The organism is Trueperella pecoris (assembly GCF_014926385.1).
In the GTDB taxonomy this organism is placed as follows: domain Bacteria; phylum Actinomycetota; class Actinomycetes; order Actinomycetales; family Actinomycetaceae; genus Trueperella; species Trueperella pecoris.
Genome location: NZ_CP053291.1, coordinates 2,036,147 through 2,062,462, shown reverse-complemented (window position 1 = coordinate 2,062,462; position 26,316 = coordinate 2,036,147). Strand labels below are relative to the sequence as shown.

20 protein-coding genes are annotated in these 26,316 nt (G+C 62.5%); 8 read left to right on the top strand and 12 right to left on the bottom strand.

Features of this window, described 5'->3' with window-relative positions; translation table 11 throughout:
* The first annotated feature begins 20 nt into the window (after window positions 1-20).
* The 3 genes from HLG82_RS09410 to HLG82_RS09400 are packed head-to-tail and all read left to right on the top strand — an operon-like array spanning window position 21 to window position 3,554.
* Complete coding sequence (locus HLG82_RS09410; RefSeq protein ID WP_193326575.1) at window positions 21-1,538, top strand: sugar ABC transporter ATP-binding protein; 1,518 nt, start codon at window positions 21-23, stop codon at window positions 1,536-1,538.
* A 7-nt stretch (window positions 1,539-1,545) separates the two neighbouring features.
* Window positions 1,546-2,592, top strand: a complete 1,047-nt coding sequence (locus HLG82_RS09405; RefSeq protein WP_193326574.1) for an ABC transporter permease — start codon at window positions 1,546-1,548, stop codon at window positions 2,590-2,592.
* Window positions 2,589-3,554 (top strand): ABC transporter substrate-binding protein, encoded by a 966-nt coding sequence (locus HLG82_RS09400; protein WP_193326573.1) that lies wholly within the window; start codon window positions 2,589-2,591, stop codon window positions 3,552-3,554. The genes HLG82_RS09405 and HLG82_RS09400 overlap by 4 nt, the downstream gene beginning before the upstream one ends.
* On the opposite strand, the gene HLG82_RS09395 is transcribed toward HLG82_RS09400, so the two are convergent.
* Window positions 3,551-4,543: a carbohydrate kinase family protein gene (locus tag HLG82_RS09395; RefSeq protein WP_193326572.1), complete on the bottom strand. Its 993-nt coding sequence runs from the start codon at window positions 4,541-4,543 to the stop codon at window positions 3,551-3,553. The genes HLG82_RS09400 and HLG82_RS09395 overlap by 4 nt on opposite strands.
* 65 nt (window positions 4,544-4,608) lie before the next feature.
* Between HLG82_RS09395 and HLG82_RS09390 the strand changes: the two genes are divergently transcribed.
* A complete protein-coding gene (locus HLG82_RS09390; protein WP_193326571.1) occupies window positions 4,609-5,970 on the top strand; it encodes a family 4 glycosyl hydrolase in 1,362 nt (453 codons plus the stop codon).
* 155 nt (window positions 5,971-6,125) lie between these two features.
* Here the strand turns inward: HLG82_RS09390 and HLG82_RS09385 are convergent, their stop codons facing one another.
* The 7 genes from HLG82_RS09385 to HLG82_RS09355 all read right to left on the bottom strand — a co-directional run bounded on the left by HLG82_RS09385 (window position 6,126) and on the right by HLG82_RS09355 (window position 15,079).
* Window positions 6,126-6,329 carry a hypothetical protein gene (locus HLG82_RS09385; RefSeq protein WP_193326570.1) on the bottom strand — a complete coding sequence of 68 codons (204 nt, stop codon included), beginning with the start codon at window positions 6,327-6,329 and terminating at the stop codon, window positions 6,126-6,128.
* A gap of 571 nt (window positions 6,330-6,900) precedes the next feature.
* Complete coding sequence (locus tag HLG82_RS09380) at window positions 6,901-8,391, bottom strand: galactose-1-phosphate uridylyltransferase (protein WP_193326569.1); 1,491 nt, start codon at window positions 8,389-8,391, stop codon at window positions 6,901-6,903.
* A gap of 23 nt (window positions 8,392-8,414) precedes the next feature.
* Window positions 8,415-9,572 carry a phosphotransferase enzyme family protein gene (locus HLG82_RS09375; protein ID WP_193326568.1) on the bottom strand — a complete coding sequence of 386 codons (1,158 nt, stop codon included), beginning with the start codon at window positions 9,570-9,572 and terminating at the stop codon, window positions 8,415-8,417.
* Window positions 9,572-11,731: a 1,3-beta-galactosyl-N-acetylhexosamine phosphorylase gene (gene gnpA / locus HLG82_RS09370; protein ID WP_193326567.1), complete on the bottom strand. Its 2,160-nt coding sequence runs from the start codon at window positions 11,729-11,731 to the stop codon at window positions 9,572-9,574. Before gnpA ends, HLG82_RS09375 begins: the two co-directional genes overlap by 1 nt.
* A gap of 38 nt (window positions 11,732-11,769) precedes the next feature.
* Window positions 11,770-12,708, bottom strand: coding sequence for a carbohydrate ABC transporter permease (locus HLG82_RS09365; RefSeq protein WP_193326566.1), 939 nt, complete (start codon window positions 12,706-12,708; stop codon window positions 11,770-11,772).
* Window positions 12,701-13,654: a carbohydrate ABC transporter permease gene (locus HLG82_RS09360; RefSeq protein ID WP_193327804.1), complete on the bottom strand. Its 954-nt coding sequence runs from the start codon at window positions 13,652-13,654 to the stop codon at window positions 12,701-12,703. Before HLG82_RS09360 ends, HLG82_RS09365 begins: the two co-directional genes overlap by 8 nt.
* 99 nt (window positions 13,655-13,753) lie before the next feature.
* Window positions 13,754-15,079, bottom strand: coding sequence for an ABC transporter substrate-binding protein (locus tag HLG82_RS09355; protein ID WP_193326565.1), 1,326 nt, complete (start codon window positions 15,077-15,079; stop codon window positions 13,754-13,756).
* 246 nt (window positions 15,080-15,325) lie between these two features.
* On the opposite strand from HLG82_RS09355, the gene HLG82_RS09350 reads away from it, so the two are divergent.
* Complete coding sequence (locus tag HLG82_RS09350; protein ID WP_193326564.1) at window positions 15,326-16,477, top strand: ROK family protein; 1,152 nt, start codon at window positions 15,326-15,328, stop codon at window positions 16,475-16,477.
* Window positions 16,478-16,515: 38 nt separating this feature from the next.
* Window positions 16,516-17,424, top strand: a complete 909-nt coding sequence (locus HLG82_RS09345; RefSeq protein WP_193326563.1) for an ROK family protein — start codon at window positions 16,516-16,518, stop codon at window positions 17,422-17,424.
* A gap of 417 nt (window positions 17,425-17,841) precedes the next feature.
* Here HLG82_RS09345 and HLG82_RS09340 read toward each other — a convergent pair whose 3' ends face one another.
* Genes HLG82_RS09340 through HLG82_RS09325 form a run of 4 tightly spaced genes read right to left on the bottom strand, consistent with a single transcriptional unit; the run spans window position 17,842 to window position 23,636 of the window.
* The gene (locus tag HLG82_RS09340; RefSeq protein WP_193326562.1) at window positions 17,842-19,860 is read right to left on the bottom strand and encodes an ABC transporter ATP-binding protein; all 2,019 of its coding nucleotides are present in this window, start codon (window positions 19,858-19,860) and stop codon (window positions 17,842-17,844) included.
* A gap of 2 nt (window positions 19,861-19,862) precedes the next feature.
* On the bottom strand, window positions 19,863-20,747 hold the full coding sequence (locus tag HLG82_RS09335) for an ABC transporter permease (protein WP_193327803.1): 885 nt from the start codon (window positions 20,745-20,747) through the stop codon (window positions 19,863-19,865).
* Between the two features lie 59 nt (window positions 20,748-20,806).
* On the bottom strand, window positions 20,807-21,769 hold the full coding sequence (locus HLG82_RS09330; protein ID WP_193326561.1) for an ABC transporter permease: 963 nt from the start codon (window positions 21,767-21,769) through the stop codon (window positions 20,807-20,809).
* A gap of 52 nt (window positions 21,770-21,821) precedes the next feature.
* A complete protein-coding gene (locus HLG82_RS09325) occupies window positions 21,822-23,636 on the bottom strand; it encodes a peptide ABC transporter substrate-binding protein (RefSeq protein WP_193326560.1) in 1,815 nt (604 codons plus the stop codon).
* Window positions 23,637-23,828: 192 nt separating this feature from the next.
* Here HLG82_RS09325 and HLG82_RS09320 point away from each other — a divergent pair, with 192 nt between their 5' ends.
* Window positions 23,829-24,989 (top strand): ROK family protein, encoded by a 1,161-nt coding sequence (locus HLG82_RS09320; RefSeq protein ID WP_193326559.1) that lies wholly within the window; start codon window positions 23,829-23,831, stop codon window positions 24,987-24,989.
* Window positions 24,990-26,315, top strand: a complete 1,326-nt coding sequence (locus HLG82_RS09315) for an alpha-L-fucosidase (protein WP_193326558.1) — start codon at window positions 24,990-24,992, stop codon at window positions 26,313-26,315.
* Window position 26,316 lies beyond the last annotated feature (1 nt).

Below are 26,316 nucleotides of genomic sequence, written 5' to 3'. Positions count from 1 at the left end.
AAAGTTGGGAAAAGACAGACATGCTTCTACAAGCCCGATCAATCAGTAAACGCTACCCCGGCGTGCAGGCGCTCGACGGCGTCGATTTTGATCTCGCCGCCGGACAGGTCCACGCTCTCGTGGGCGAAAATGGCGCGGGAAAATCGACGCTCATGAAAGTGCTTGCAGGCATCACGCAGGCCGATGAAGGTCACGTGCTTCTTGATGGTGCGCCTGTATATTTTTCAGGCCCACGCGAGGCGCAACGCCGCGGTATTGCGCTTATCCATCAAGAACTCAATCTCATGGCCGACCTCTCCGTGGCGCAAAACATTTACTTCGGCCGTGAACCGCGCCGCGGCCCTATCATCGACGACGCGGCGATGATCGCCGGGGCCCGTGATATCCTGTCGCGGGTTGGTCTCCACATCGATCCGACCACCCCGCTTGGCAGGCTCTCCGTAGCGGGGCGGCAGATGGTGGAAATTGCCAAAGCGCTTTCGCTCGATGCGCGTATCCTCATTATGGACGAGCCCACCGCCGCGCTCTCAGAACGTGAAGTGGCCACGCTCTTCGGCGTCGTAGGCGAGTTTATCGCCGCCTCCAACGACGCCGTAGCGCCCGGCGCCGGCCGGGCCGTCATATACATCTCCCACCGCCTCGAAGAAATCCAAGAACTGTGCACGCACGTGACCGTACTGCGCGACGGAAAAGTGGTCGCCACCAACCCGGCCACGGAGCTTTCTCGGGAGGCGATGATTAACCTCATGGTGGGGCGTGCCATCGAAACTACTCACCGTCCTGGTCTGCTTGCCGGTGCGGCCACCGCCCCGATTTTCGAGGTCCGCGGCCTGAGCGCGGGCCCGGTGGAGAACCTGTCCTTCGCCGTCCACCCGGGCGAGATCTTCGGGCTTGCCGGCCTCGTCGGTGCAGGCAGGACGGAAGCCGCCCGGGCGATCGTCGGGGCGGACCCGAAGAGCCGTGGCGACGTCGTCGTGAACGGAGAATCGGTGGACACCAGCTCGGTGGAGGCCGCGGTCCGTGCCGGCATCGGCTATCTGTCCGAGGACCGCAAGCAGTACGGGCTACTCCTCGACCAATCCGTGGCGCAGAACGTGGCGCTGCCATCGCTGGCGCGTTGGGCGAAGGGTGGGGTCGTTGACGACTCGGCGGCCGCAGACGCCGCCACCCGCTCAGTCAAAGCCCTCGCCATCGCCACCCCGTCCGTTGAGCAAAAGGTCAAGAACCTCTCGGGCGGAAACCAGCAAAAGGTCGTGATCGCCAAGTGGATCGCCCGCGACTGCGACGTCCTCATCTTCGACGAACCGACCCGCGGGGTCGACGTCGGGGCGAAAGACGACATCTACCACCTCATGGAGGACCTCGCCGCGCAAGGCAAGGCCATCGTCGTGATCTCCTCGGAGATTGCCGAGCTGCAACGGGTAGCTCACCGCATCGGCGTCATGTGCCAGGGACGGCTCACCGGAACCCTGCTCAACGCCGAGGCGAGTCAAGAAAACATCATGGATTTGGCAACGCGTTTCGGCGCGCAGGCTTAGGAGAAGAATGAACGCAATCAACATTGATGAGGCGGCCAGCTCGCAGGCGCGCACTCAAGCACCGCGCCCCAGTAGTCCGATTGGTTGGCTGAGTAGCCTATATGCGAAGCACCCTCCGCAATTCCTCATCGTCGTCTCGGAGCTCGCGCTTCTGCTCATTTTCTCCGTGGTCAGCCCCTACTTCCTTGACCTCGGCAACATCTCCGCGCTGCTGCTGGATGCCTCGGTTTACATCCTGCTCGCCCTCGGCCTGACCTTCGTCATCGCCACCGGCGGCATCGACCTCACCCCCGGCTTCGGCATGGCCTTCACCGGCGTGATCGCCGCTCTCGTGATGACCAACGTCGGAGGACCCATGTGGCTTGCCATCGTCGCCGGCGTCATCGCAGGTATCGTCGCTGGCTTGGCGCTCGGCGTCGCGAACGGCTTCCTCGTCGCCAAACTCAACATGCAGCCGATGGTCGCCACGCTGGCCATGATGCTCGTCGCTTGGGGCGCCGCGCTGTCAATCACCGGGACCTCCTCCATCCCGCTCAACGAATATGGCGCCTTCCTCGAGCTCGGCAACGGCAAGACCCTCGGCCTGACCAACGCCATCTACCTGTGTATCCTCGCGGCTCTCGCCGCGCACTTCCTCCTCAAGCACACACTCATCGGGCGCTACGCCCTTGCCATGGGGTCCAATGAGGAGGCCACTGAGCTCTCCGGCGTCAGCGTCCAGCGGTGGAAGTGGCGGATTTATGCACTTGCAGGCACGTTCACCGGCCTCGCCGGCGTCCTCATGGCCTCCCGCCTCGCCTCCGGTAAGCCGGACGTGGGCCAGTCCTATGAGATGTACGCCATCGCGGCCGCTGTCCTTGGTGGAGCCTCGCTGCGCGGCGGAAAAGCTTCTGTCTTCGGCTCGGTCGTGGGAGCAATCCTCATTGCCACCATCCGCAACGGCGCGGTCCACCTCGGCATCTCTGACCAAAACCAGAAGATTCTGCTCGGGATCATCGTGCTCATCGCCGTGTTCCTCGACGTGCGCCGCCGCCCCGCCAAGGAGATCGCATGAAACGCAAACTCGCAGTTGCGGTTTTCGCCTGCACCCTCGCCCTTGGCCTGACGGGCTGCTCCGGGCTCGGTGAACGCCTCTCAGCATCGGACGGACGCATCGACATCGCCGTCGTCGCCAAAGGATACGCCAGCCCCTTCTGGGCCACCGTCAAGGCCGGCGCCCTGGCTGCCGGGGTAGACCTCGGGGTCGACGTGACGTTCTCCGGGCCGGATACAGAGTCCGACGTCGTCCGCCAAGTCGACCAAATCAACCTGGCACACGTTCAACACCCTGATGCGTTCGTGTTTGCCGCTCTCGACTCCTCAGCGTCGGTCGTCGCGCTGCAACAATTTGTGGACTCGGGCATTCCTGTGGTGGCCTTCGACTCGGGCGTGCCCGGCTCGGACATTCCCGTCACTACGGTCGCCACGGATAATCGCGCCGCCGCCGCTGAGGCCGCCAAGCACATGGCTGAGATCCTCGGCGGGAAGGGCAAGGTCGCCATCCTCGCCCAGTCGTCGACCTCGGTCACCGGCACGGATCGCCGCGACGGCTTCATCGACTGGCTCGCCGAGAACGCGCCCGGCGTCGAGGTAGTCGACGTCCAATACAACGATTCCGACCAGGCCAAGGCCGAACAGCAGGCCTCGGCCATCATCCAGGCCCACCCGGACCTCTCGGGGCTTTTCGCCACCGACGACGACGGCGCGGTTGCGGCCGCCCAAACCGTCCGCCGCGCGGGCGCGAAGGCGACAGTGATCGGGTTCGACTCGGGCGCCGTGCAGATCGGGCTGATTCGCGACGGCGTGATGGCCGGATCCGTGACGCAAAACCCCTACCAGATGGGCTACATCGCGGTGGAGCGGGCCGTGGCCGCCGCGCGTGGGGACGCTATCGAGCCGAAGATTGACTCCGGCTTCTACTGGTACGACGCCACCAACCTCGACGACCCCGATATCCAAAAGGCGGTCTACGACTAGCGCGAGCGCGCAGGCGGGGCCTTCAGCCACTTGGTGATGACGCCCGCCGGGTCGGGCAGGCCGGCAGCGCCCGCACCCTCTTTCGGCCTGGGCTGCGCCCATGTCAGGGAGCGGCCCGCCCAGTCGAGGAGGTCATGAACGCGCGGCGCCGAGGCTGAACCGCCCAGCCGCTGGACCGTCCAGGCGGCGGCGACCTGCCCAAGGATCGCGGCCTCGGCGAGCGGTGCCCCCGCGGCAAGGCCACGGACCACGCCAGCCGTGAACGAATCGCCGGCTCCCGTCGTGTCGATAGCCTCGACGGCGATGGCCGGAAGTTCCACAAGATCGGCCACCGCGCGGCTGGCGACCAACACGCCCCTGGCCCCGCGCGTGACGACGACGTTCGGGACCAGCTCGAGTAGCGCGCGGGCGGCGTCGTGAACGCTTGCGCGCCGGGTGTAGGCCAGCGCCTCGGCGTCGTTGGGAACAAAGATGTCGGCGCTCGCGAGCGGGGCAAGATCCGCGGCATCCCAGCGGCCCGTCGGATCCCAGGCGGCGTCGGCGATAACCGTGCAGCCGGCGTCGCGCCAACGATGCAACAACGCCGGGTCGGGCAGTTCACCGACCGAGGCGAGGAAGAAATCTGGGGCAGGCGCGTCACTGGGAGGTTGCGGGATGTTCGCAGCGCCGTAGCTGGTGAAGGCCCGGTCGCCGTCGAAGACCTGAGAAACGGTCACCGACTGGATGCCCTCACGCCTCGTGCCTTCGAGCGAGATGTTCTCCTCGGCCAAGAGGCCGGCCACAAAACGGCCCGCACGATCGGCCCCCACGCGGGTCACCAGGCTCACCTCGAGCCCTAATCTCGCACACGCCACCGCCTGGTTGGCCACTCCGCCAGCCATGATGTCACCGCCGCCGACCCACTGCTCCTCGCCGGGGCGCGGAGCGTGCTCGAGGCCATACTGGATCACATCAAGGAACAAGGGCCCCACCGCAAGAACACTAACCACGCCTCCAGCCTAGTCGCTCACCGATGCTGCAGGTGTGGCGGCTAGGCTAAAGGCAGGAGGTCAACATGAAATTGACGTTGGTTGGCGGAGGAGGCTTCCGCGTCCCGCACATTGCATCCGTGTTCCAGACTGGTCAGCTTGACGAGCTTTGCCTCTACGACGTCGACCAGGCGCGCCTCGAGGTCATGCGCAATGTGCTCGACCAGCTGGATATGAGCGCAGCTATCGGGGCGGTGACCGTCACGACGTCGTTGGAAGGAGCCGTGAGCGGGGCGGACTATGTTTTCTCCGCGATGCGGGTGTCGGGCGCGTGCGGGCGGGTCATTGACGAGCGCGAGGCCCTCTCCCGAGGCATCCTCGGCCAAGAAACCGTGGGTATCGCCGGCTATGCCTTCGCCTTCCGGCAGATTCCCGAGGCACTCCGGCTGGCCAGGGCTGTTGCCGAGCTCGCCCCGAGCGCGTGGGTGCTGAACTTTACGAATCCGGCCGGCATCATTACCCAAGCTATGCGAACGGTCTACCCGCGGGTCGTGGGAATATGCGATACCCCCATCGGGATGGTGCGGCGAGTCATACACGTGCTCGGCATCGACGAAGGTGAGGCCGAATACGACTATGTGGGCCTCAATCACCTTGGCTGGTTGCGCACGATGGTGGTGGGCGGGACCGATCGCCTGCCCGAGCTGTTGGCCGATGACGCCATGCTGGGAAGAATGGAAGAGACGCAGGTCATCGGGGCGCAGTGGATCCGTGCGCTCGGGCACATGCCCAACGAGTACCTGTATTACTACTACAAGAACCGCGAGATCGTGGAGCGCCTGCGGCACGGCCAGACGCGCGGGGAATTCCTCGTCAAGCAACAGGGTCACTTCTACGAGGCCGCCTCAGCGTTTCCCGACCAGGCGGGCCGGCTATGGCAGGAGGCGGACGCCGAGCGTAACGCCACCTACATGGCCGAGGCACGCCAAGAAGGCGAAGAGCGCCCGGACGAGGGCATAGAAGGCGGCTATCAGCGCGTGGCCCTCGAACTCATCAACGCGCTGAGCAGTGATGGGCAAAGCAGTGGCGCAGAGAGCAGCGGGTTGATGATCTTGGGGGTCGGGAATTCGGATGCCGACGACGTCGCCGACAACGGCCTTCTCATACCGGAGCTGCGGGCGGACGCGATCGTGGAAGTACCGTGCCGCGTGGATGCCCTGGGCATTCATCCGCAGCGGCCCGCCCGTGTGAGTGGCCCGGAACTAGGGCTCATGGCGTCCGTCAAGGCCTGCGAGGAGCTTGTCATCGACGCGGCACTGGCAGGCGATCGGGAAATCGCGTGGAAGGCATTGGCGAGTCACCCGCTAGTCGACTCCATCGACGTGGCGCGCGAGGTGCTCGATGCCTACATGCGGGCGAATCCGGACATTGCGCGGGTGTTCGCCTAGTTCATTTGTGATGAAGACGGAGTGACGCTCTAGCGGAAACTATGGCGTTCGATGCAGAAATATGGACCGATCTTGCTATATACGAAGATCGGTCCATATTTCTACATCGAACAACGCCGGGTGCGTTCGATAATTTGCGGCAGGAGTCCACAGTCTTAGTGATCGCGCACAAGCTCAACATAGTCACCGCCGCCGAACAGATAGTTGTGCTCAATGACCGCGGGCAGGCTGCCTAGGTGGGCACGCATGAGGAGCTGGTGGGCGTCGATGGTTTTTACCGAAAATTCTGGCAGAACCGGGAGCTCGCGTCGGGCTGGAAGATAACGCGCTAGGCCTGCGGGTGACACCCAGGTCGGCATGTTATGTTCAGTGGCGGATCATGAGATACAAACCCGTACTCCGCGCATTTGCCGGTACACATAACGAGACCTCTTAGCTGAAACCATGTCGTTCGACACGGGAGGCCGCAAGCAAATCGCATTTCTGTGATAACAGCTCCACGGTATGTCAGCAGATGTTATGATGATGCCATCAAACGCAACGACGCGTTTGTCATCTGATCTCGATGTTGCATTTAGGGGATTTCCTCTTGGGTGGACTGCGCGGATGCAGGTCAATGTCTCAGGATCTCAGGCCTGGACAACACACAATTAGGTAGAAGGGAGAAAGAAATGACACCAGCGGCGGTATGGTCAATTGTTTCAATCGTCTTGTCCCTAGTGCTAGCAATTGCCTTGATAGCTCTTGGAATTCGGGCATGGAACTACATGGGGCGGAGTAAACACGAGTCAAACTCGACGGCGAAATTTGCTCGTGATGAAGACGGGGTGACGCTCTAGCGGAAACTATGGCGTTCGATGTACAAATATGGACCGATCTTCGCATATAGCAAGATCGGTCCATATTTGTACACCGAACAACGCCGGGCGGTTAAAGTGCCTCGGCTTCGAAGCCGAGGTTGAGGAGGAAGCGAACCGTCTGATCCTTGTCCTTGAATACGGCCGTGTTGTGGAGGATCCGCTCGCAGATACTTCCCAGCTCGTCGCGGATTGCGGCATCGATCGCGGCACGATCCGCGCTGCCAGCTAGGAGCGCCTTTGTCTCCTCGAACAGGAGGCGGAACTGCTCCAGCTCGTTGGGGAGATCCGCGCCGGCCTCGATGGCGTCGGCGATGAGGCCGAGCTCGTGGTCGAGGCGCCCGGGGAGGATGAACAGGCCTTGGGCTTCGATCAGGCCGATGGATTCTTGCTTGACGGCGTGGAATTCCGGATGAGCATGGAAAACGCCGGCCGGGAACTCGTCACTGGTGATGTTCGAACGCAAGATGATCGACATTTCGTATCCACGCTCGGTACGGATCACCGTGGGGGAGGTCGCCGAATGGATCCCCTCGGCGTCGTGGGCGATGATGCCGAGCTCTTCGTTGGTGTAGGACACCCATGCGTTGTGGATCTTGTTGCAGATCGCGATCACGGCGTCGGCGTCGTCGCTGACCACACGTACGGCGGTGTTATGCCAGTCGAGCACTTCAACGTCCGCCTGGGGGAAATGCGGGTCGCGCAGCTGCCTCCAGGAGCCGGCCTTGTGCATGGGCAGCAGTTCACCGCCGGCCTGGTAGTGATCGTGGCCGAGGACGGAGCCGCCGATGCGGGGGAGCGCGGCGTTGCAACCGATAAACAGATCTGGGTACTGGTCAACGAAACTAATGAGTTGCCGGAATGCGTCCTCGTCCACGTGCATCGGCGTGTGGAGGCGGTTGACGGCGATTCCGTGCTCGTAGAGGTAGCCGTAAGGAGAGTACTGCCAGAACCAGTCTTCCTCACCCATCTTGAGCGGGACCGTCCGAAGAGTGAACTTCACTCGGCCCGCGAAGCCTTCGTTCTCATGGCAGATCGAGCACCGCGGGTATCCGCCCGCGACGGCGTTGCCCGCAGCCGCCTTCTTCGGGTCCTTAAACTCGGGCTTGGCCTTGTTAATGGTGATGATAAGACCGCGGGCCTCGAAGCGCGGGTTGCGATCCAAGACAGCGCGGCGAACGTAGTTGGAACGGATCGAATAGTCATACAGCCAGGCCATGGCATGCGAGCCGCCGCGGGCAACCTTTTCCTCGGCGAATCGCGCCTGAAGCTGAGAGGGGATGAGAGTCAGGTAGCCCATCGCCTGATCGCAACGCGATTCGGCCTCGCCTTCCTCGATCAAGCTCGCTGCGATGCAAGCATCGGCGAACTCCTGAAGCAAAGCGTCGGGCCGCGCGTGGTCGGCACCCTGAGCCCCCGTAGGCTCATAGGAATTTAACCCAAACATGCCCAGAATCTGGTTGCGTGCCCAATCCTCATTAGCCGGGTCGAGCTCGAGGTGGGCCTTGGCGTAGTCCACGAGGGCATCAACGGCCTGATAAACGCGGCGATGTTCTTCAATCATGAATAATCCTCTCGTCTGTCTCTTCAGTCTTCGGCGCCCGCGCTAGTAGTCGCGTCGCTCGCCACGCCGGTTGCCTCACCAGTCGCCGCGGCACTTGCCGTCAACGCCCGCTCGACGATCACGTTCATTTCGTCCATCTTTGCCTCGATATCGGCAACAAGTGCCAGCTGGGTACGCGCACGGACGAGGTTATGCTCCGGGTAAGCAGTTGCGAAGTAGACGTCGCCGGCTAGGTAGTCGGCGAGGAATCGCATGCCGCACTCGAGGGTCATCAGCTTAACGGAGAAGGCCAGCAGCTCGGCCTCCTTCGAACTCATCGACGTGCCCATCGTACCCACGAACCCCTGGCAATACGCCTCAAAAAGGTCGAGGTTGATTCCCATGCGCGACGGGTCGGGATCGTCCTCGGCAGTGGAGGCGGCGCCGGTACGCATGGCGTCTCCGAAGTCGTAGAGCAACGAGCCGGGCATGACCGTATCCAAATCGATGATGGCCCGTGCCTGGCGCGTGTCGGCATCGAGCAAAATATTGTTGATCTTCGTGTCGTTGTGGGTCACTCGCTGGGGAATATCCCCACGCTCGAGCAGGTCAGCGACCACGTGGCAGTCGCCTTCGCGGCTCAGAAACTCCTCGATCTCGGCATGTGCCGTGGCTACGCGTCCCACCGAATCGTCGGCAACCGCCTTTGTGAAATCAGCGAAACGCTTGGGCGTGTGGTGGAAGAACGGAATGGTCTCGACCAGCTGCGAGGCATCAAAATCGGCCAAGTCTCTCTGGAACTGGCCAAAAGCGGCCCCCGCCGCGCGCGTGACCCCCGGATCGTCGACCACGCTGTACGTCACCGTGTTGGGGATGAAGGTGTACATGCGGAAGGCGCCCAGTTCGGCGTCGTCGAGCAGGATACGTCCCTCGCGGGTGGGCACGATGGTGAGCGTCTCGCGGCCCTTGGCACTGAGGAACGTGGTGACGAGCTCAATGTTGCGCATGAGGCCATGCGGGTCGCGGAAGATGTCCGTATTCAGGCGCTGAAGAATGAAATCTCCGTCTGCAGTGACAGCACGATAGGTATTGTTGATATGCCCATCGCCCCACGGTTCGATCGTGATCGGTGATCCAGCCTTGAAGCACTCGACTATCGCGGTGAGCTGTTCGTGGCTGAGCTTCGTCGTTGTTGCGCTCATCAGGCTTGATATTCCTTCCATAGGATGCCGGAGCCGGCCAGCTCCATGTCGACCCGTTCACCGCCCGGCAGGCACACGGTGGTCGCCTGCGCCTGGCCCGTATTGTTCACGACGGCGTACACGCCGCTGTCCGGGAAGTACGCCACTTCGCAATCCGGGTTGGTGCTCGACCACGTGGCGTAGCGATCCTCTGCTCCCGCAGCCCAGAACAAGACGCGCTCGAGGAGGCGGGCGTTGGATGCCGAGTAGGGCAGGCCCGAGAGGTAGACGCCGCGCCCGGCGCCGGCCACGTTGGCGGCCAGCTGAACCTGGCCATCCTCGCCGCGCAGCACGCTGACGTCCTGAGAGATCGGGTACGTGTTGACGATCGTTTCGCCGAAGTCGATGGTGGCAAGCTCGTCGGTGATGAAGTGGGACTCGGTCGGCTCTGGCCAATACTTGTCCACATTCAAGGAACGATAAATCTCTTGGTCGACGCCGAGGACATCCGCCAGCTGGAAGAAGCGGCCTTGGTGGTCGGCGGCCGTCGGCTGCCCCACGCCCACGAAGCCCTTTCCGCTCCGCACCCAGGCCCGCACGGCGGCCACGAGCTGCGGGTTTTGCCAGGCGTCCCCACCCGAGTACGAGGTGCCGGCCGGGCCTGCGTTGATGACGACGTCGACGTCGTCGGGGAAACCCCCCTCGAGCACATCGGCGAAGCTGAGGAAGCGCACATTCACACGCATGCCCGAGATCGCCTCGAGGATGCCGTAATAGTTGCGGTTGTACTTGTTGGGTAGCGCGTGGGCCACCGTGAAGCCCTGCCAAGAGCGCTGTTCGCCCCAAGCGTCGAGGAAAGCGACCGTGAGCTGGGGTTGTGCACCCTTACCTCCGGACTTGTCGTAGATGTCGCGGAACTCGTCAGCGATGTGGGCCACGGCGTCGACGAACGTGGGGAACTTGGCCGCCAGCGAGAGGTAGCCTCCGTATCCCATGCGCTGAAGAGGGGAACGTAGGATGGCGCGTCGGGCCTTACGCCAGTTGTCCCACGCTTCGATGGAAGGGTCGGCGCCCTCGTAGAAGCTATCGGGGAAGAAGTAGGGCAAGAATCGACCCTCGTGGTAGTCCACGCCCTTGATGTCGGCGATCATGCGGGTGGTCGTGCCGTCGCCGACCGAGCCGACGATCGCATCCATACCCAGGCTAGGGAATTCCTTCGAGTAGGGCTCGGTGCCGATCCACTGATCGCCGAGGAACATCATGGCTTCCTTGCCCGCGGCGTGCGTGAGGTCAACCATGTGCTTGATCATGTGCTGCACCGAGTGGAAGGTAAACTTCATCCAATCGCGCTGCGCCTTGCCCGGGTTGACGAAGGAGGAGCCGTAGCTTCCGGCGTCGACGAAATCTTCCGCACGCATCTTGTAGCCGTACTCCTTCTCGAAGTCGGCCAGTGCCTGCGCGGACACCGTCACCTGGAAACCGGTCCAGTCCACGATCTTCTCCAGGCGGAGATTATTGAAGATGAGGGTGAACTGGTAGAAGAAGGTGGTGAAACGCACGACGTCGACGTGCGGGTTGTCCTTGAGCCACTGCTCGAGGGTGGCGTACATGAAGTCGCGAACCTCGGGGTGGCGCGGGTCGAAGGCGATCTCGTGTTCCTTGTCGCCCCAGTCATTTGTGATGTGGTTGTACATCTGGACCGGGTCCCAAATCACATAGGCCATGAAAGTCACGGTGTATTCGTGCATGGGGGTGGCGCCGGTGATGTTTACCGTGTCGGTCGCCGGATCGTATTCCCACGACGCCGGATCGAGAACTGTTCCGGATGTGCGGTCGATGACCTCCCAGTATTCTTTCGGGTCGTCGTCGGCGTTAACTTGCAGCTGCTCGTCGAAATAGGTCTGCAGCAGCGAAATGGTGACCTCGGGGCCTTCGGCGAGTACGCGTTCGGACAGGAGATAGACCTGAGGGACATAACGCATGCGGTCGGCCATGAAGTCGTTATGTCCGCGGGTGGGGAAGTATGCCGAGTAGATTCGCTTGCCGAGATCAAGGATGTTGTGGTCGAGTTCCGTGCCATCTGAGTTGCGCACGGCGTCAGCGCCCCATAGCTGTGCAAGTCTCTTGGATTCTTCGAAGAAGTTTTCTTCGGTTGGCATTGTGAAACGGCCGGTTGACATAGGTGCTCCGTTGGGTAGTAAGGGGTGGACGTTGGCGATCAGCCCTTGACCGAGCCGGCCGAGAGACCAGCCTGCCAGTAACGCTGAAGCGCAAGGAAAAGGACGATGAGCGGGATGACGCCGAGCAGAGAGGCCATCATCATGGGACCGTACTGTGGGCTGAAGTAGGAAGCCATGCCGTACAGACCGAGCGTGATTGGCTTGAGCTCCTGGGAGGAAATCATCAGCTGGGGCAGGATGAAATTGTTCCAAGTGGCGACGAAGATGAACAGGAAGATGGTCACCATGGCCGGGGCGAGAATCCGCAAGACCATGGTGAAGAAGATGCGCCCCTCACTTGCGCCGTCGATACGGGCCGCTTCGATCAGTTCCGTGGGCACCGATGCCTGGACATAGACGCGACCGAGGAAGACGCCAAACGGGGAGACAGCGCAGGGGATGATGATCGAGGCCATGGTGTTGTCCATGCCCAGGTTCAAGAACATGACGTAGATCGGCACGGAGAGCAGGGCCACGGGCATGAGCAGGCCGGCCATGATGATGCCCAGCGCCGTGTTCTTGAAGGGGAAGTTGAACTTCGCCAACGCGTATCCAGCCATGACTGAGGTGATCGTGCCGATGAGGGCGGCGGCGGTGGAGTACACGAAGGAGTTACCGATCCAGCGCCAGAGGAAGCCTTGCGTCCAGCCGATGAGCGATTCGTAATTGGCGGTGATGGCTTGAGCGAGTGAGGGGCTCGCAGTCTTGTCACTGTGCTGCGTGAACCACAGCCCGAAGGTGGTAGTGAGCTCGGCGTTGGTCTTTGTGGAGGCAATGACCATCCAGTAAATTGGGAAGACGAAGTAGAGCAGGAAGATCACCATGAAGATGGTGGCGATGACCTTCGAACCGAATGCTGGAGCGAAGGAGCGGGTAGGTACCCCTTCGATGGAGGGCACATATCGGCGCCCGTCGGGAAGCATGGCAGTTTTAGTCATTTCCGTTCACCTTCCTGTCGGCAAGGAAATAGGCCACGGCGAGAATGCCTGCGATGATGGCCATGACAATCGCGATTGCTGATGCTGGCCCGTCGCCGGAGGGCGTTAGCGAACCCTTAGCCGTGTTCAGTGCCATCATCATCGGAGTATAAGACAGGCCCATCCAGGTGTTCTTTGTAGCAAGCACGGTGGGCTCATTATAGAGCTGGATAGTGCCGACAATGGACAGGAGAATTGCTAGAAGGGCCGCACCGCGCAACATAGGAACCTTGATATAGCGCACGACCTGCCACGAAGAAGCCCCGTCGACGCGGGCTGCTTCGTAGAGATCACGCGGTATTGCTTGAAGGGCGGCGAGGAAAATCAACATGTTGTAGCCGGCAAATGTCCAGGTGGTCATGTTGGCCATTGAGGCGAGGATGATGTTCTGAGAGAAGAAATCGATGGGGAATTCGAGGCCGGCAGCGGCGAAGACAGAATGAAGCGGGGAAACAGCCGGGGTGTAAATGTACATCCAGATGATTGCCGCTACGACGCCGGGCACCGCGTAAGGCAGGAAGTAAGCCAAGCGATAAAGGGTGACATGGCGTAGTAGCCAAGAGTTAATCATGAGGGCGAGTACAAGGGCCAAGCCGATCATGATGGGTACTTGGAAGAGGGTGTACAGAATAACCCGACCGATGCCGGTCCAAAAGTTATCGGAATAGATGACGTAGAGGAAGTTGTCCAGTCCCACGAAGACTTGTTCGGACTCGCCTCCACCGAAGGGGCCGCCACCGACCACGCGGGTCTGGAAGAAAGACTTATAAACCGAGACGAGGATCGGGATGATGAAAATGAAGGTGAACAGCGCTGCGAAAGGCGCCATAAAGAGCCAACCGGTTCGAGCCTCGTGGGATTCCCGCCGTGTGCGGCGGCGTTTTTGGCTAACGGTGGACGTGTGCATGAGATCAGCTGCCAAAGTTAAACCTCCTCGTGTCGGATCGTCGCGGCGGGGGCATCACGTAGGACACGTGATGCCCCCGCCAGCTTGAGGTAAATAGGACTACTTGACCTTCAGGCCAGCATTAGTGATGGCTTCCTTGGCCGTTTCCCCTGCCTTAGTTAGCAGATCCGTGACGGTCTTCGAGCCGTTGCCGGTTGCTGCTGAGTTTTCGCCCAAAGCGCCCCAAACAGCGGACCAACCTGGGATGAAGGTAAAGGCCTTCATCGCGTCATTGGCCTTTGCAAATTCAGCGAGGACATCTTGACCACCGTAGAATTCGGCATACTTTGGAGCAGTCGGCTGATCGGAGGCAGCCACAACGAGGCCTTGTGAAGCAAGATCGTTGACCTGGGTGTTGAACCAGGCGTTGAACTCCATTGCTTCCTTCGGGAAAGCACACGTCTTAGAGACGACCACGCCGGAGCCGCCGTCGGGACCAGTAGCCATGCCTGAGCCGAAGTCAGGAAGCTGGGCTACAGCCCACTTGCCAACGTTATCGGAATCGGCCATATCGCCGGCCAGGAGCGGAGCTTCCCAAGCCGCCCCGATAGTTCCAATGATGGTGCCATCATTGAGCTTGGTACCCCAGTCGGTGCCCCAGCGCTCGACAACAGGAGCCGCCTTAGCATCGAGGAGTTGCTGGTAGAAATCAGCGACAGCCTTGGTCCCCTTGCCCTCAACGGAGACGGTCCAGGCTTCGCCGTCAATACCGAACCATTGGTCGCCGGCTGCAGCTGACAGTGCCGGGAAGAGTGAGCCAGCCTCGTCGGTTTGGAAAGTGACGATGTATTTGCCCTTTTCAGCGGCCTTCTTTGCCGTATCTACGAACTCCTGGGCAGTGGTCGGAACCTTGAGGCCGAGAGCTTCGAAAGCGGCCTTGTTGTAGTAGTAAACGAGCGGGCCCGTATCTTGGGGAAGGCCAAAGAACTTTCCGTCCAATGCCATCGACTTGAACGGGCCTTCACCGAACTTGCTGGCATACTGCTTGGCATGCTCGGTCACATCCTGAACAAGGCCTCCGACGTAGAGCTCAGCGAGGTCAGCATAGCCGGCCTGGTAGAGGCAGGCTGCATTGCCAGCAGCGGTGTCAGTCTGGACCTTCTTGATAAGGTCCTGGGCCTTGCCGTCGAACTTTGTGGCTTTGACTTGGATGTTTGGATGTTCGGCATTCCAACGTTCGACGATCTTCGATACCGGCGTCATTCCCTCGCCGTCAGGAAGGCGGTGGAGATATTCAATCGAAACTGCCGAGTTGGCTGTAGTTGACGAAGTAGTGCTTGGAGTTTTTGTGTCCGCTGATTTTGTTCCTGTGGAGCATGCGCTCAGAATCAGGGCGCCGGAGGCGAAGATCGCTCCCAGCTTTGCCACGGATGACATTTTTGTCATGTTCCCTCCCCCTTGAGGATCTGCATCGGGTATTTGGTGTGATGCGAAGTTACCTCCGCGAGGTATCGGCGTATCGTCGTCGACGCGCCTCAACTGTGTTCACAGTAACACGCTTCAGCCATGGAATGAACGATTTGCAACAAATTTGCAACAAACTTTCGACAATTTGCAAAAAGAATCGGTGGGAGTAGGATATGCTGAACATGTCGGATGACGTCGTAAACCGAGGCTCAAGGAGGAGTGAAGGTGGCGAAGAAAAACTCTCCCACGGTCAGCGTTGATCTCCTCAATACTGCCTACGGAATGATTAAATCCGGTGCGGCAACTCGCCGGTCGGACCTCGTGCGCACGATGGGTATTTCAGCTTCAACAGCCTCCAATGTCGCGCGAAGTTTGATCGAACAAAACCTCATTCGGGAGATTGAATCCCAACGCTCTACAGGCGGGCGGCCCGCCAAAATTCTACAGTCAACCCAGCTGGCGGAAGTTGTCGCCGTGGCTGAGGTCGGCTCCCACCACCTGCGTTTCGGCCTTGCCGATTCAATCCATCCACTCCAATCCAGGGAAGAAATCCTCTTCGACACACTTGGCGCCCCGGAGGAGGTAATGGCCATCCTGGTCGAGCAATGGGAAAAGCTCCGGCGCAAGGCATTCCCGGATCACACCATCGGCGCAATCGGCATCTCGGTGGCTAGCCCGGTCGAGGCGATCTCGCGCCGCCTCGTCCTGCCTGCCCGCCTACCGGGCTGGCACAACGCTGACCTCCGCCGCATCCTTTTTGACCTCACCGGCCTGCCCGCCTGGATCGAAAACGACACCCGCGCATGTGCACTGGGTGAGCTTCCCTATTCGGCGGCCGAATCATTCATCTACGTCAAGGCCGGAACAGGAATCGGCGGGGCGCTCGTCATTGACGGCGAACTCTATCAAGGCGCCGGCGGGTTTGCTGGCGACATCAGCCACACGCGCGTCGATCCGGACATGGATGATCTGTGCGCCTGCGGTCGCCTCGGGTGCCTCGAAGCGGTCGCCTCGGGGGCGACCATCCGCAAGCGTGCCCTAGCAGCCGGACTCGACATCGAAGACCGCTCCATCGTGACGGCGTCGTTATCCGACGTCCCGGAAATCAATCCCTTCGTCCGCCAGTCGGGGGAGCTGATCGGCCGCGCGCTCGGCCCGATCGTCAACTTCATCAACCCGGGTGCGATCTATGTGGGAGGCGCACTATCCGGCCTGGGCGTTTTCATGAGCTCCTTGCGGGCCTCGGTGTTCAACGTCGCCAGTTCCACCGCCAGCCAGGACCTCGTCATCGAACCCGCACCCAACGGCGCCAACGCCCCGCTCATGGGCATGGCGCGGGAAGCCTTCAGGCTCGCGGGCACCAGTCATAAGAGCTAGTGGCCACGGGAAGCCAACAAGAGTGGGAGAATAGAGTCATGAGTATGCGAGTGGGCGTAGACGTCGGAGGCACGAAGATTGCCGTCGGCCTTGTCAGCGGTGACGGCACGATCTTGCGCAAGTCGACCATCGCTTCCGCGCCCGGCTCCCCGCAGTCCACCATCGCCGACATCGCCAATGAAATCCGCGCGCTCACCGACGCTCAAGGCCTCAGCGTGAGCGAGGTGGATGGGGTGGGGCTCGGTTTCGCCGGCACGGTCGATTCGGCGCGCGGGCGAGTTCGCACGTCGGCCAACCTCAAGTGGACCGACGTCGACATCTGTGGCCCCCTCTCGCGCATCCTGGGTGTTCCCGTCCGCATTGTCAACGACGCCGATGCCGCCGCCTGGGGCGAATACCGCTTCGGCGCGGCGCGCCGGTACTCGTCCGTCGTCGCGATCACGGTTGGTACGGGAATCGGCGGCGCCGCGATTATCGGGGGCACGCTCCTCGAAGGCCGCCACGGACTCCTCGCCGAGTTCGGGCACATGACGCTTGTTCCGGACGGTCTCCCGTGTGGCTGTGGCCGCGTCGGCTGCTGGGAGCAGTACTGCTCGGGCACGCGCCTGAGTGCGCTCGCTGCCGAGCGACTTCCGGGAACAGATCGCGGGCCCGCAACTGGCCGCGACGCCGGGGCCGCCGCCCTCCTGGGCAACGAGGTGGCCGTGGGGATCTTTGAAGAAATCGGCACGTACCTGGGTGTCGGGTTGGCGAATCTGGCGATGGCCTTCGATCCGGATTTATTCCTGATCGGCGGGGGAGTCTCTGAAGCCGGAGAACTGTTGCTCGGGCCGACTCGCCGGGAGTACGCCCGCCAGATGGGCCTCGGGGGTTTCCCATGTGCTGATGTGGTTCCGGCCCTGCTGGGTAACGACGCCGGACTCATCGGCGCCGCGGATCTCGCGTAAGGCTAGATGCCGGCTTAGGCGTGGGCCGGGTTGGCTCGAGCTGGTTCGGGTTGGCTCGGGCGCGGCGGCTGACGGCAGCTCGGACGAGGTGTCGCTTGCGGAGGCCGGATGAGGCCCGCGGTGGCTGAGTGAGGCGAGGCAACCGGGTTAAGTGTTGCGATAGCCGCCGGATCAGGCGAGTCCGGGCACGTAGGGCAGCGATCGGGCGGGCCAAGGTTCAATGCGTGCCGAAATGTCTGTATTGATGTATGTCTTGACCCATGTCGCCGCTGTTTTCCTGCATTCGCGACGCACATCTCCACCCACGACGCACTTCTCCGCTCGTGGCGCACATGAAATGGGGGTTTAAGGTGCGTCATCGACGGAGAGGTGCGTCGTTAAGGCTGGGCGGTGAGCCGGGCGGTGAGCCGGCCCGGCTCACCGCCCAGCGTCGTCCAGAAGCGGGAAGTGGCAGGCGACGACCTGTTCGCCCCCGTCCGTGGTTCGCATCGTGCGAAGCTGGGGTTCTTCCGCGGCGCAAATGTCCTGGGCGAACGGGCAGCGCGTACGGAAGCGACAGCCGCTGGGCGGATCCATGGCCGAGGGAGTCTCTCCCTCGATCTTCAGCCGTGTGCGCTCCTTGACGAAGGCGTCCTCGATGCGCGGTACCGCGTCCACCAGTCCCTTTGTGTAGGGATGGAGGGGGCGAAGCGCGACGTCGTCGGCCCCGCCGTACTCGACGATCTTGCCCAGGTACATGACGGCGATGCGGTCGGACATGTACTGGACGACGGAGAGGTCGTGGCTGATGAAGACGTAGGCGAGCGAATACTTCTGCTGAAGCGCGCGCATCTCGTTGAGCACCTGGGCCTGAACGGACACGTCAAGTGCGCTCACGGGCTCGTCGCAGACGATGAGGCGCGGATTGAGCGCCAGCGCGCGGGCGAGTCCGATGCGTTGAAGCTGGCCGCCCGAGAACTCATGCGGGTAGCGCGAGAGGGCGTCCTGGGGGAGGCCGATCTGGGCAACGAGCGTGTCGACACGGGCGTCCCTATCCGCGCGCGAGCCAACTTTTTGAATGTGGAGTGGCTCGAGGATGATCTCATCCACGCGCATGCGCGGGTCCATCGCCGCCGCGGAGTCCTGGAACATCATCTGGACCTGGGCGTGGAATTTCCTCCGCTCCTTACCGCGCAGGCCGGAGATGCGCACGCCGCCCACCTCGATATCGCCAGAGCTGACGTCGTCGAGCCCGGCGATGAGGCGGCCGAGCGTGGACTTGCCGCACCCGGATTCTCCGACGAGTCCGAACACTTCACCCTCGTATATCGTGAGCGACACGTCGGAGACGGCCGAGACCGTGCCGATCTTACGACGCACGAGCGAGCCGCCATACGCCGGGAAGTTACGCGACACGTGGCTCACCTCGAGAATGGGCGCGGCTTCGTTGCGCACCCGGTTAGGGGCCAGGTCCTCCAGCTCATTGGCCAGCGGCTCACCCCCGGGGAAGTGGCAGGCGACCTTGTGGGTCGAATCGCCCAGCGTCGGCGTCGTGGTGGTGCAGATGTCCTGGGCGAAGCCGCAACGCGGGGCGAACGGGCAACCCGTGACCTCCTGGGTGATCTCAGGCGGGGAACCCGGGATCGAGTACAGCTCGCTGTCGGATGTGCGGGCGTGCTCGGGGAGGGCCGCCAGCAAGGCGCGGGTGTACTGGTGCTGAGGATTGGTAAACAGGTCGCGCGCGGGAGCCTGCTCCATGACGCGCCCCGAATACATGACGGCCACCGAATCGGCACGGCCGGCCACCACCGCCAGATCGTGGGTGACGAGGATGACGGAGGAACCGAATTCCTCCTTCACGTCGTCGATCAGGTCCAGGATCTGCATCTGGGTGGTGACGTCCAGCGCCGTCGTCGGCTCGTCGGCAATGAGCAGCTTGGGCCGGCAAATGAGTGCCATGGCGATCATGGCGCGCTGGCGCATGCCGCCCGACAGCTGGTGGGGGTAATCTCCCACAATCTTGTCCGGGCGGGGCATGCCCACGCGTCGCATGATGTCGATCGCGGCGGCCTCGGCCTCCTTCTTGGAGGCGCCGCGGTGGACGCGCAGAGGTTCGCCAATTTGGTCGCCGATGGTCATGGTCGGGTTGAGCGAAGTCATCGGGTCTTGGAAGATCATTCCGATCTCGGTGCCACGTAACTTGCGCAGCTCGGCATCTTCCATGCCCACGAGGGCCTTGCCATCCAACGTGATCTGCCCCGAGGAGACGTATCCGTTGGATGGCAGGAGACTCATGAGGGCAAGCGCAGTCATCGTCTTTCCCGAGCCGGATTCGCCGACGATGCCGAGGGTCTGGCCACGCCCGACCGTCAGGTTGACGCCTGATAGCGGCTGGACCTCGTCCTTTCGGCGGGGAATGCGGACCGAGAGGTCCTCGATCGACAAGAGGGTGTCCATGTTTACCTCTTCCTCAAGCGCACTTCGAAGGCGTCGCGCAGGCCGTCGCCGACGAAGTTGAATGCGAGCACGAGAATGATGATTGCGATGCCCGGGGGCGCGATAAGCCACCAGTTGCCCGAGTAAACCTCGGACAGGCCGGAGGAAAGCATCCCGCCCCAGTTGGCTGCGGGCGGCGGAACGCCGAGTCCGAGGAAGGATAGGTAGGCGACGTACAGGACGGCGTCGGCAACCTGGAATGTGGCGTTGACGATCACGGTACCGATCGAATTGCGCACGATGTGTGTGCGCACGGCCCTGCTCGACGTACCGCCCATGCCCTTCATCGCCAAGATGAACTCTCGCGAGCGCAGGGCGATGGAATCGCCGCGAACCATACGGGCGGGGTTCAGCCAGGCGAATGCGGAGATCACCAGGACCAGTAGCGGAACCGTGGGGGTGATGATTGTTGCGATCAGCATGAAGAGGAAGAGCGCGGGAATGGACATGAGGGCGTCGACGATGCGCATCATCGCGGCGTCAACCCAGCCGCCCATGAATCCGGCGGCCGCGCCCCAAATCGTGCCGAATGCGGTGGCCAGGAGGCCGGCACACAGGCCCACGATGAGCGAGGTCTGCCCGCCCAACATGAGGCGGCCGAGCTGATCGTAGCCCACCGAGTCGGTTCCCAGGACGTGGCCGTTCTCGCCGGGCGCCATGTAGGCGTGGGAGAGGTCGGTGTGGACCTGGTCGGTCTGGTAGATGAGCGGCCCGATGAAGGAAAACACGATGAGGGCAATCACGAGGCCGAGGCCGATGACGGCGAGCTTGTTCTCGAAGAACACGGCCACACCCTGTTTACCAATTCCAGTACGACGCCGTGGCCGGGCATTGGTGACGCCGCCGATGGGGCTGACGGCGGTTTCCGTGCGAGGCGTGGCGACGGCGTCGTTGTTGGGTGAATCGGTCACTTGTCACCTCCTGAGGAGAGTCGGACGCGGGGATCGGCCACCGCGTAGAGGACGTCGGCGATAAGTGCGCCGATGACGGTGGCGAAAGAGACGATGAGGGTTGAGGCGAGTAGCACGGGGTAGTCGCGCGTCTGGGTTGCTTGCCAGAACATCAGACCCATGCCCGGGTAGTTGAAGAGCTGCTCGACGACGAGTGCGCCGGAGAAGAGGGCCGGGATATACATGCCCAGCAGGGTGATGACGGGGAAAAGCGAGTTGCGCAGGGCGTGGCGGATGGTGACGCGGGAGGGGGACAGACCCTTGGCTTTCGCGGTGCGAATGTAGTTCTCGTTGAGGTTATCGACCATCGTCGAACGCACGTAGCGCGTGAAGGCAGCGAGGGCAACGATTGCGAGTGTGACGACGGGCAGTACGAGGCCACGCCAATTGGACAGGATTTCGGCGACCGTGAAGCCCTGGGGCGCCTGCGGCGGGAGGATAGGCCACCACTGGGAGAAGACGACGATGAAGATGATGCCGAGGAAGAAGAGAGGGGTGGCGTAGGCCAGGAGGGCCATGGAGGTGATCGCGTAGTCGACCTTGGTGTTGCGGTACACGGCCTGGACGGCGCCGAGCGGGACGGCGACGACGACGGCGAGCGTCGTTGCCAGGAGGCTGAGGACAACCGTCTTGGGTAGGCGCTGGAAGATGATGTCGGCTACCGGTTGATTGAGACGGAAGGAGTAACCCAAGTCCCCGCCGAGGAGGCGTTGGATATAGAGGCCAAACTGGGTGAGGAAGGGCTTGTCGTAGCCCATCTGAGCGTTATATGCGTCAATCTGCGCCTGGGTAGCATCTAGTCCGAGGGCAGAGCGCGCAGCGCCGCCGGGGAGAAGGTGAAGAATGAGGAAGGTCAAGAAGGTCACGATGAGCATGACCGCCAGCGCTTGGCCGAGCCTTTGAAGAATATATCGCCACATAGTTTAAGCCCCTCGTGGGCCGGCTGGCAGGGGGCCAGCCGGCCCACTCGTTTTACTTACGCATCCAATCCTGGGGGTACATGCCGAGCATCGGATCCTGGGGATCGATGCCCGTGATTTCGGACCTGTAAGCGGAGACGCGGTTGACCGGATTTGGCATCCACAGAACCGGCAGGTCCTCAGCGAGGAAGGCGTTGTACTCATCCATGGCCTTCGTGTCCGAGGAGACGAGGGTTGCGTCGATGAGCTTGTCTGCTTCCGGGTTGGTGTAGGCGCCGAGGTTCACCGGCGCGTCGGTGGCGAACAGGCGCTGGCCAGAGGCGTAGGGCGGGTAGTACCAGGAGGCTTCGGAGCCGAAGAAGGACAGCTCCCACTCACAGTTCGGGTCATCCTTCTTGCAGACCTGGGAGACGGCGACCGAGTCGGGGACCTCTTGGATTTCGAGGACGATGCCGACCTTGCCGAACTGGGACTTAAGCTCTGCCATCATGTCGTGGGTGGCGGTGAAGCCGGACTGGGAGATGAGGGTGAAGCGCATTTCTGCGCCGGCCTTCACGCCCTCGCCACACTGGTCGGCGCCGTTTCCGGGCCTCTCGCAGGTGGTCACGCCGTCAGGGGTGACCTTCCAGCCGTGGTCCTCGAGCAGCTTCTTGGCTGCGTCGGGATCGAACTTGTAGGCGCAACCGTCCATGGTGCCGGCGGCACCGGGCTCCTGCGGAACCGGGCCACAGGTGGGGGCTGCCATGCCCTTCCAGATGACCTTGGAGATGGACTCTTGGTCGATCAGCTGCTGCATGGCCTGGCGCACGTACTTCTGGGAGAAGATCGGGCCGGACTCGGGGTGGTTGAAGTTGAAGGGCATGTAGGTGATGGACCAGCCGTACCACGGGGATACCTTGTAGCCCTGGCTTTCGATGTAATCCTTCTGGGCGATGTTGCCCGCGGGGATGTAGCCGTAGTCGATGCCGCCTGCACGCAGGGTGTTGAACTCGGCGTCGTCGGAGGTGAAGGGCTTGTAGAGCACCTCGCTGAAGGTGGCCTTGTCAGCGCCATCGTAGTCCTTGTTGGCCACGAGGCCCACCTCTCCCGACGGCGTGTACGACTTCAGCTTCCAGGGGCCGGAGACGGTCTGCCACAGCGGGTTCTTGGCGTAGTTCGCGGGGTCCTCGGCGGCCGCGCGCAGGTAGGCGTAGATGTCCTTGGCGTTCTGTTCGGTGGCGAAATCCTCGATGATCGCGCCCTCGTCAGATGTCTTGGCCCAGGCGTGTGCCGGCATGGGGCGGATGGTGTTGAGCTGGTTGCCCACGAAGTAGCCACCGGAGAACTTTTCGGTGGTGGTGATGGAGAAGGTCTTCTCGTCTTCGATCTTGAACTCGGTGACGTTGTCCGGGAAGCCGCCCTTGCGGTAGGAGGCCCATTCGCTGGTGTTGTTCTTGATCAGCTGGTACCAGAAGTCCACGTCCTTGGTGGTGATCTTCGTGCCGTCTGACCAGGTGCGGTCCTTGAGCTTGATTTTGTAGGTCAGGCCGTCGTCGCTGATTTCGGGGACCTCGGCGATCGAGCGCTTTTCGTCGATGTTGAAGGGGTGGTCACCTTCGAGGGTGAAGGAGTACATCGAGGGGAACATCATCTCGATGAAGATGCCATTCTCGCCCTGGGTCTTGCCCGGTGCGGAGATGGGGAGGATCCAGGTGGGAGTGTCCATGGCAACCGTGACGGTCGAGCCGTTAGAGCTCGCTGCGCTGGAGCCGGACGGATCGGCCGCGCCCGATGGCGTGGATGAGCCTCCACCGCCGCAGGCGGACAAGAGCAGGGCGGCGCCTGCCACAATGGCGAGGATGCCGCCTCGCCGAGATGCGCGGGTCATTCGCTTACCTCCAAATGTGTGTGTTCTGTGTCCTGTCACACAGAACCTGTGTGTGAATACAAAATATCAGGCCATCGGCCAGCGTGTGATGGTTTTGGCAAAATTCGTGCCAATTAAAGAAATTGATTGCGCGAATTGGATCTTAGTGGTGACATAGAGTACACAGTCCCACACCGGCGAAAAGAGAGACAGTTGGTTAGCGAACAAGGTTTTGCCACCGTGAGCCCCGAGCTGCTCGAGGCTGCCTACCGGCTTATTCGAGCCGGTGCCGCGGAAAACCGCTCCGATCTGAGCGAGCTGCTGGGCGTATCGTCGTCGACGGCGTCCAACATCGCCCGCTCGCTCGTCAGCCAAAAGCGCGTGCGCGAGGTGGAGGCGAGCAGCGCCTCGCGTGGTCGGCGCGCCACCCAGTTGCGCAGTATTGCCCTGCCGGCGCTCGTCGCCGTCGCGGAGATCGGCACGAGACACGTACGTTACGCCCTCTCGGAGAGGGTCGGGCCTGTCAAGAGCGCCGAAGAAGTGCCGATCGACCTCACGCCCGGGCCGCGCCCCACGATCGAGCGCCTCCTCGAGCTATGGAACGAGCTACGCGACCGCGACTTTCCCGACCACGAGATCAAGGCGATCGGCATCGCGGTGCCCGGCCCTGTCGACGCCGGAACGCAACGTATCGTCATGCCCTCGCGCATGCCCGGTTGGCACGACGCCGACCTGCGTAGCATCGTCCGCGAGCTCACGGGCCTGGACGCCGTCGTGGAAAACGACGCGCGGGCAGCCGCCCTCGGTGAGGCAAGCGAGCTGAGGGACCACCACACCCTGATCTACATCAAGGCGGGTTCGGGCATCGGTGGTGCCCTCGTCATCAACGGCGAGGTGCACACGGGCGGGCGGGGCATCGCCGGCGATGTCTCTCATGCGCGCGTGGTTGAGAATTCCCCGTTCGTGTGCGGATGTGGACAGTCAGGATGCTTGGAAACAGTTGCATCGGGGGCGGCTATCCGGCGTGACGCGCGGGCGTTCGGCGTCGAACTCGAATCGATGGCCGAACTGATCGAGGCCGGACTCAACCAGGTCCCGCAGGTCACTCAGCTGATCCGCAACTCGGGAATGCTCGTGGGCAAGGCGCTCGGGCCGCTGATCAACTTCGTCAACCCCACGCAGGTCATAGTCGGCGGTTCCATGTCTGGTCTGAGCGCCTTCATGAACGCTTTACGCGTGTCGCTACTGGGCTCAGCCGTGCCGATGGCCACGGAGGGCCTACGCATCGAACCGGCCCGGTTGGCCGCTAACTCGGCGCTCACAGGCGTGGCCCGCGCGGCGCACCGCCTCATCGTGGATGCTCCGGTGAAATAAATGGACAACATTTTCGAAAACCGCACCGGCCCCGCCCACCTCGCCGCGACCACGGTCTACCCCGAACACGAGGTGCCGGCCTGGTTCGACGACGCCAAACTCGGCTTCTTCATCCACCTCGGCATCTACTCGATCCCCGCATGGGCGTATCGGCGCGAGCCCGGGCAAACCACCCCGCCCGAACTGGCCTACGACTATCACGAATACGCCGAGTGGTATGCCAACACGGTGCGCATCCCGGATTCGCCGTGTGCACGCTGGCACGAGCAGACCTTCGGCGTCGGCGTCTCCTACGAGGACCTCGCCGCGCGCTTTTCGCCCTCGCCCGCAGCCCTAAGCGCCTTGGTCAACAAGCTGGTGGGCGCCGGCGGGCGCTACATCGTCCCCACCACCAAGCATCACGACGGCTTCTGCCTGTGGGACACGGACACGACGCTGTTCTCCGCTGCCGCCCGCGGTGGCGGCGACGTCATCTCCACCATCGCAGACGCCGTCCGTGCCACCGACGCCCGCCTGGGCCTGTACTTTTCGGGCGCGCTCGATTGGCACGTGTCCCACTTTGGCCCCATCCGGAGTGACGAGGACCTGTTTGGCCTGCGCCGCAACGACGAAGCCTTCGCCCGCTACGCCGCCGCCCAGCTCAACGAGCTCATCGACCGCTACCACCCGGACCTGCTGTGGAACGACATCGACTGGCCAGACGAAGGCAAGGGACCCCAAGAGTGGGGGCTCGCCGCCATCCTCGGCCGCTACCTCGAGACCCATCCCCAGGCCACCATCAACGACCGGTGGGGGATCCCCCTCCACGGCTACCTCACCCGCGAATACACGCTGGTGGACGAGCCGCTGCCGGAAAAGTGGGAGTCCACGCGCGGCCTGAACCGCTCCTTCGGATACAACCGTCACGACAATCCCTCCGACCGCATGAGCGGGCCCGAAGTGACGTGGCTGCTGGTCGACGTCGTCTCTCACGGCGGCAACCTCCTGCTCAACGTCGGCCCCCGCGCGGACGGCACACTCGACCCTTACCAAGATCAGGTCGTGGGTGAACTTGGCACGTGGATGGCCGTCTACGGCCAGTATATCTACGGTTCGACGTCGGGCCCGCGGCCATACTCCCTGGTCACCCCGCACGCCACCGCCTACTTCGTGGAGCCGGGCCAGGCTCCTTCGCCCGCCGACCTCGTCGGTGATACCGGCACCGCCGGCAACACCCACCTCAACCTCGACACCGCCTGGTGGCTCGCCCCGGACGGAAGCCGAACCCCCGCCAACCAACCGGCGCCGACGGCGTCGTTCCCCTTTGCCCTCATCGTCGAAAGGTAAA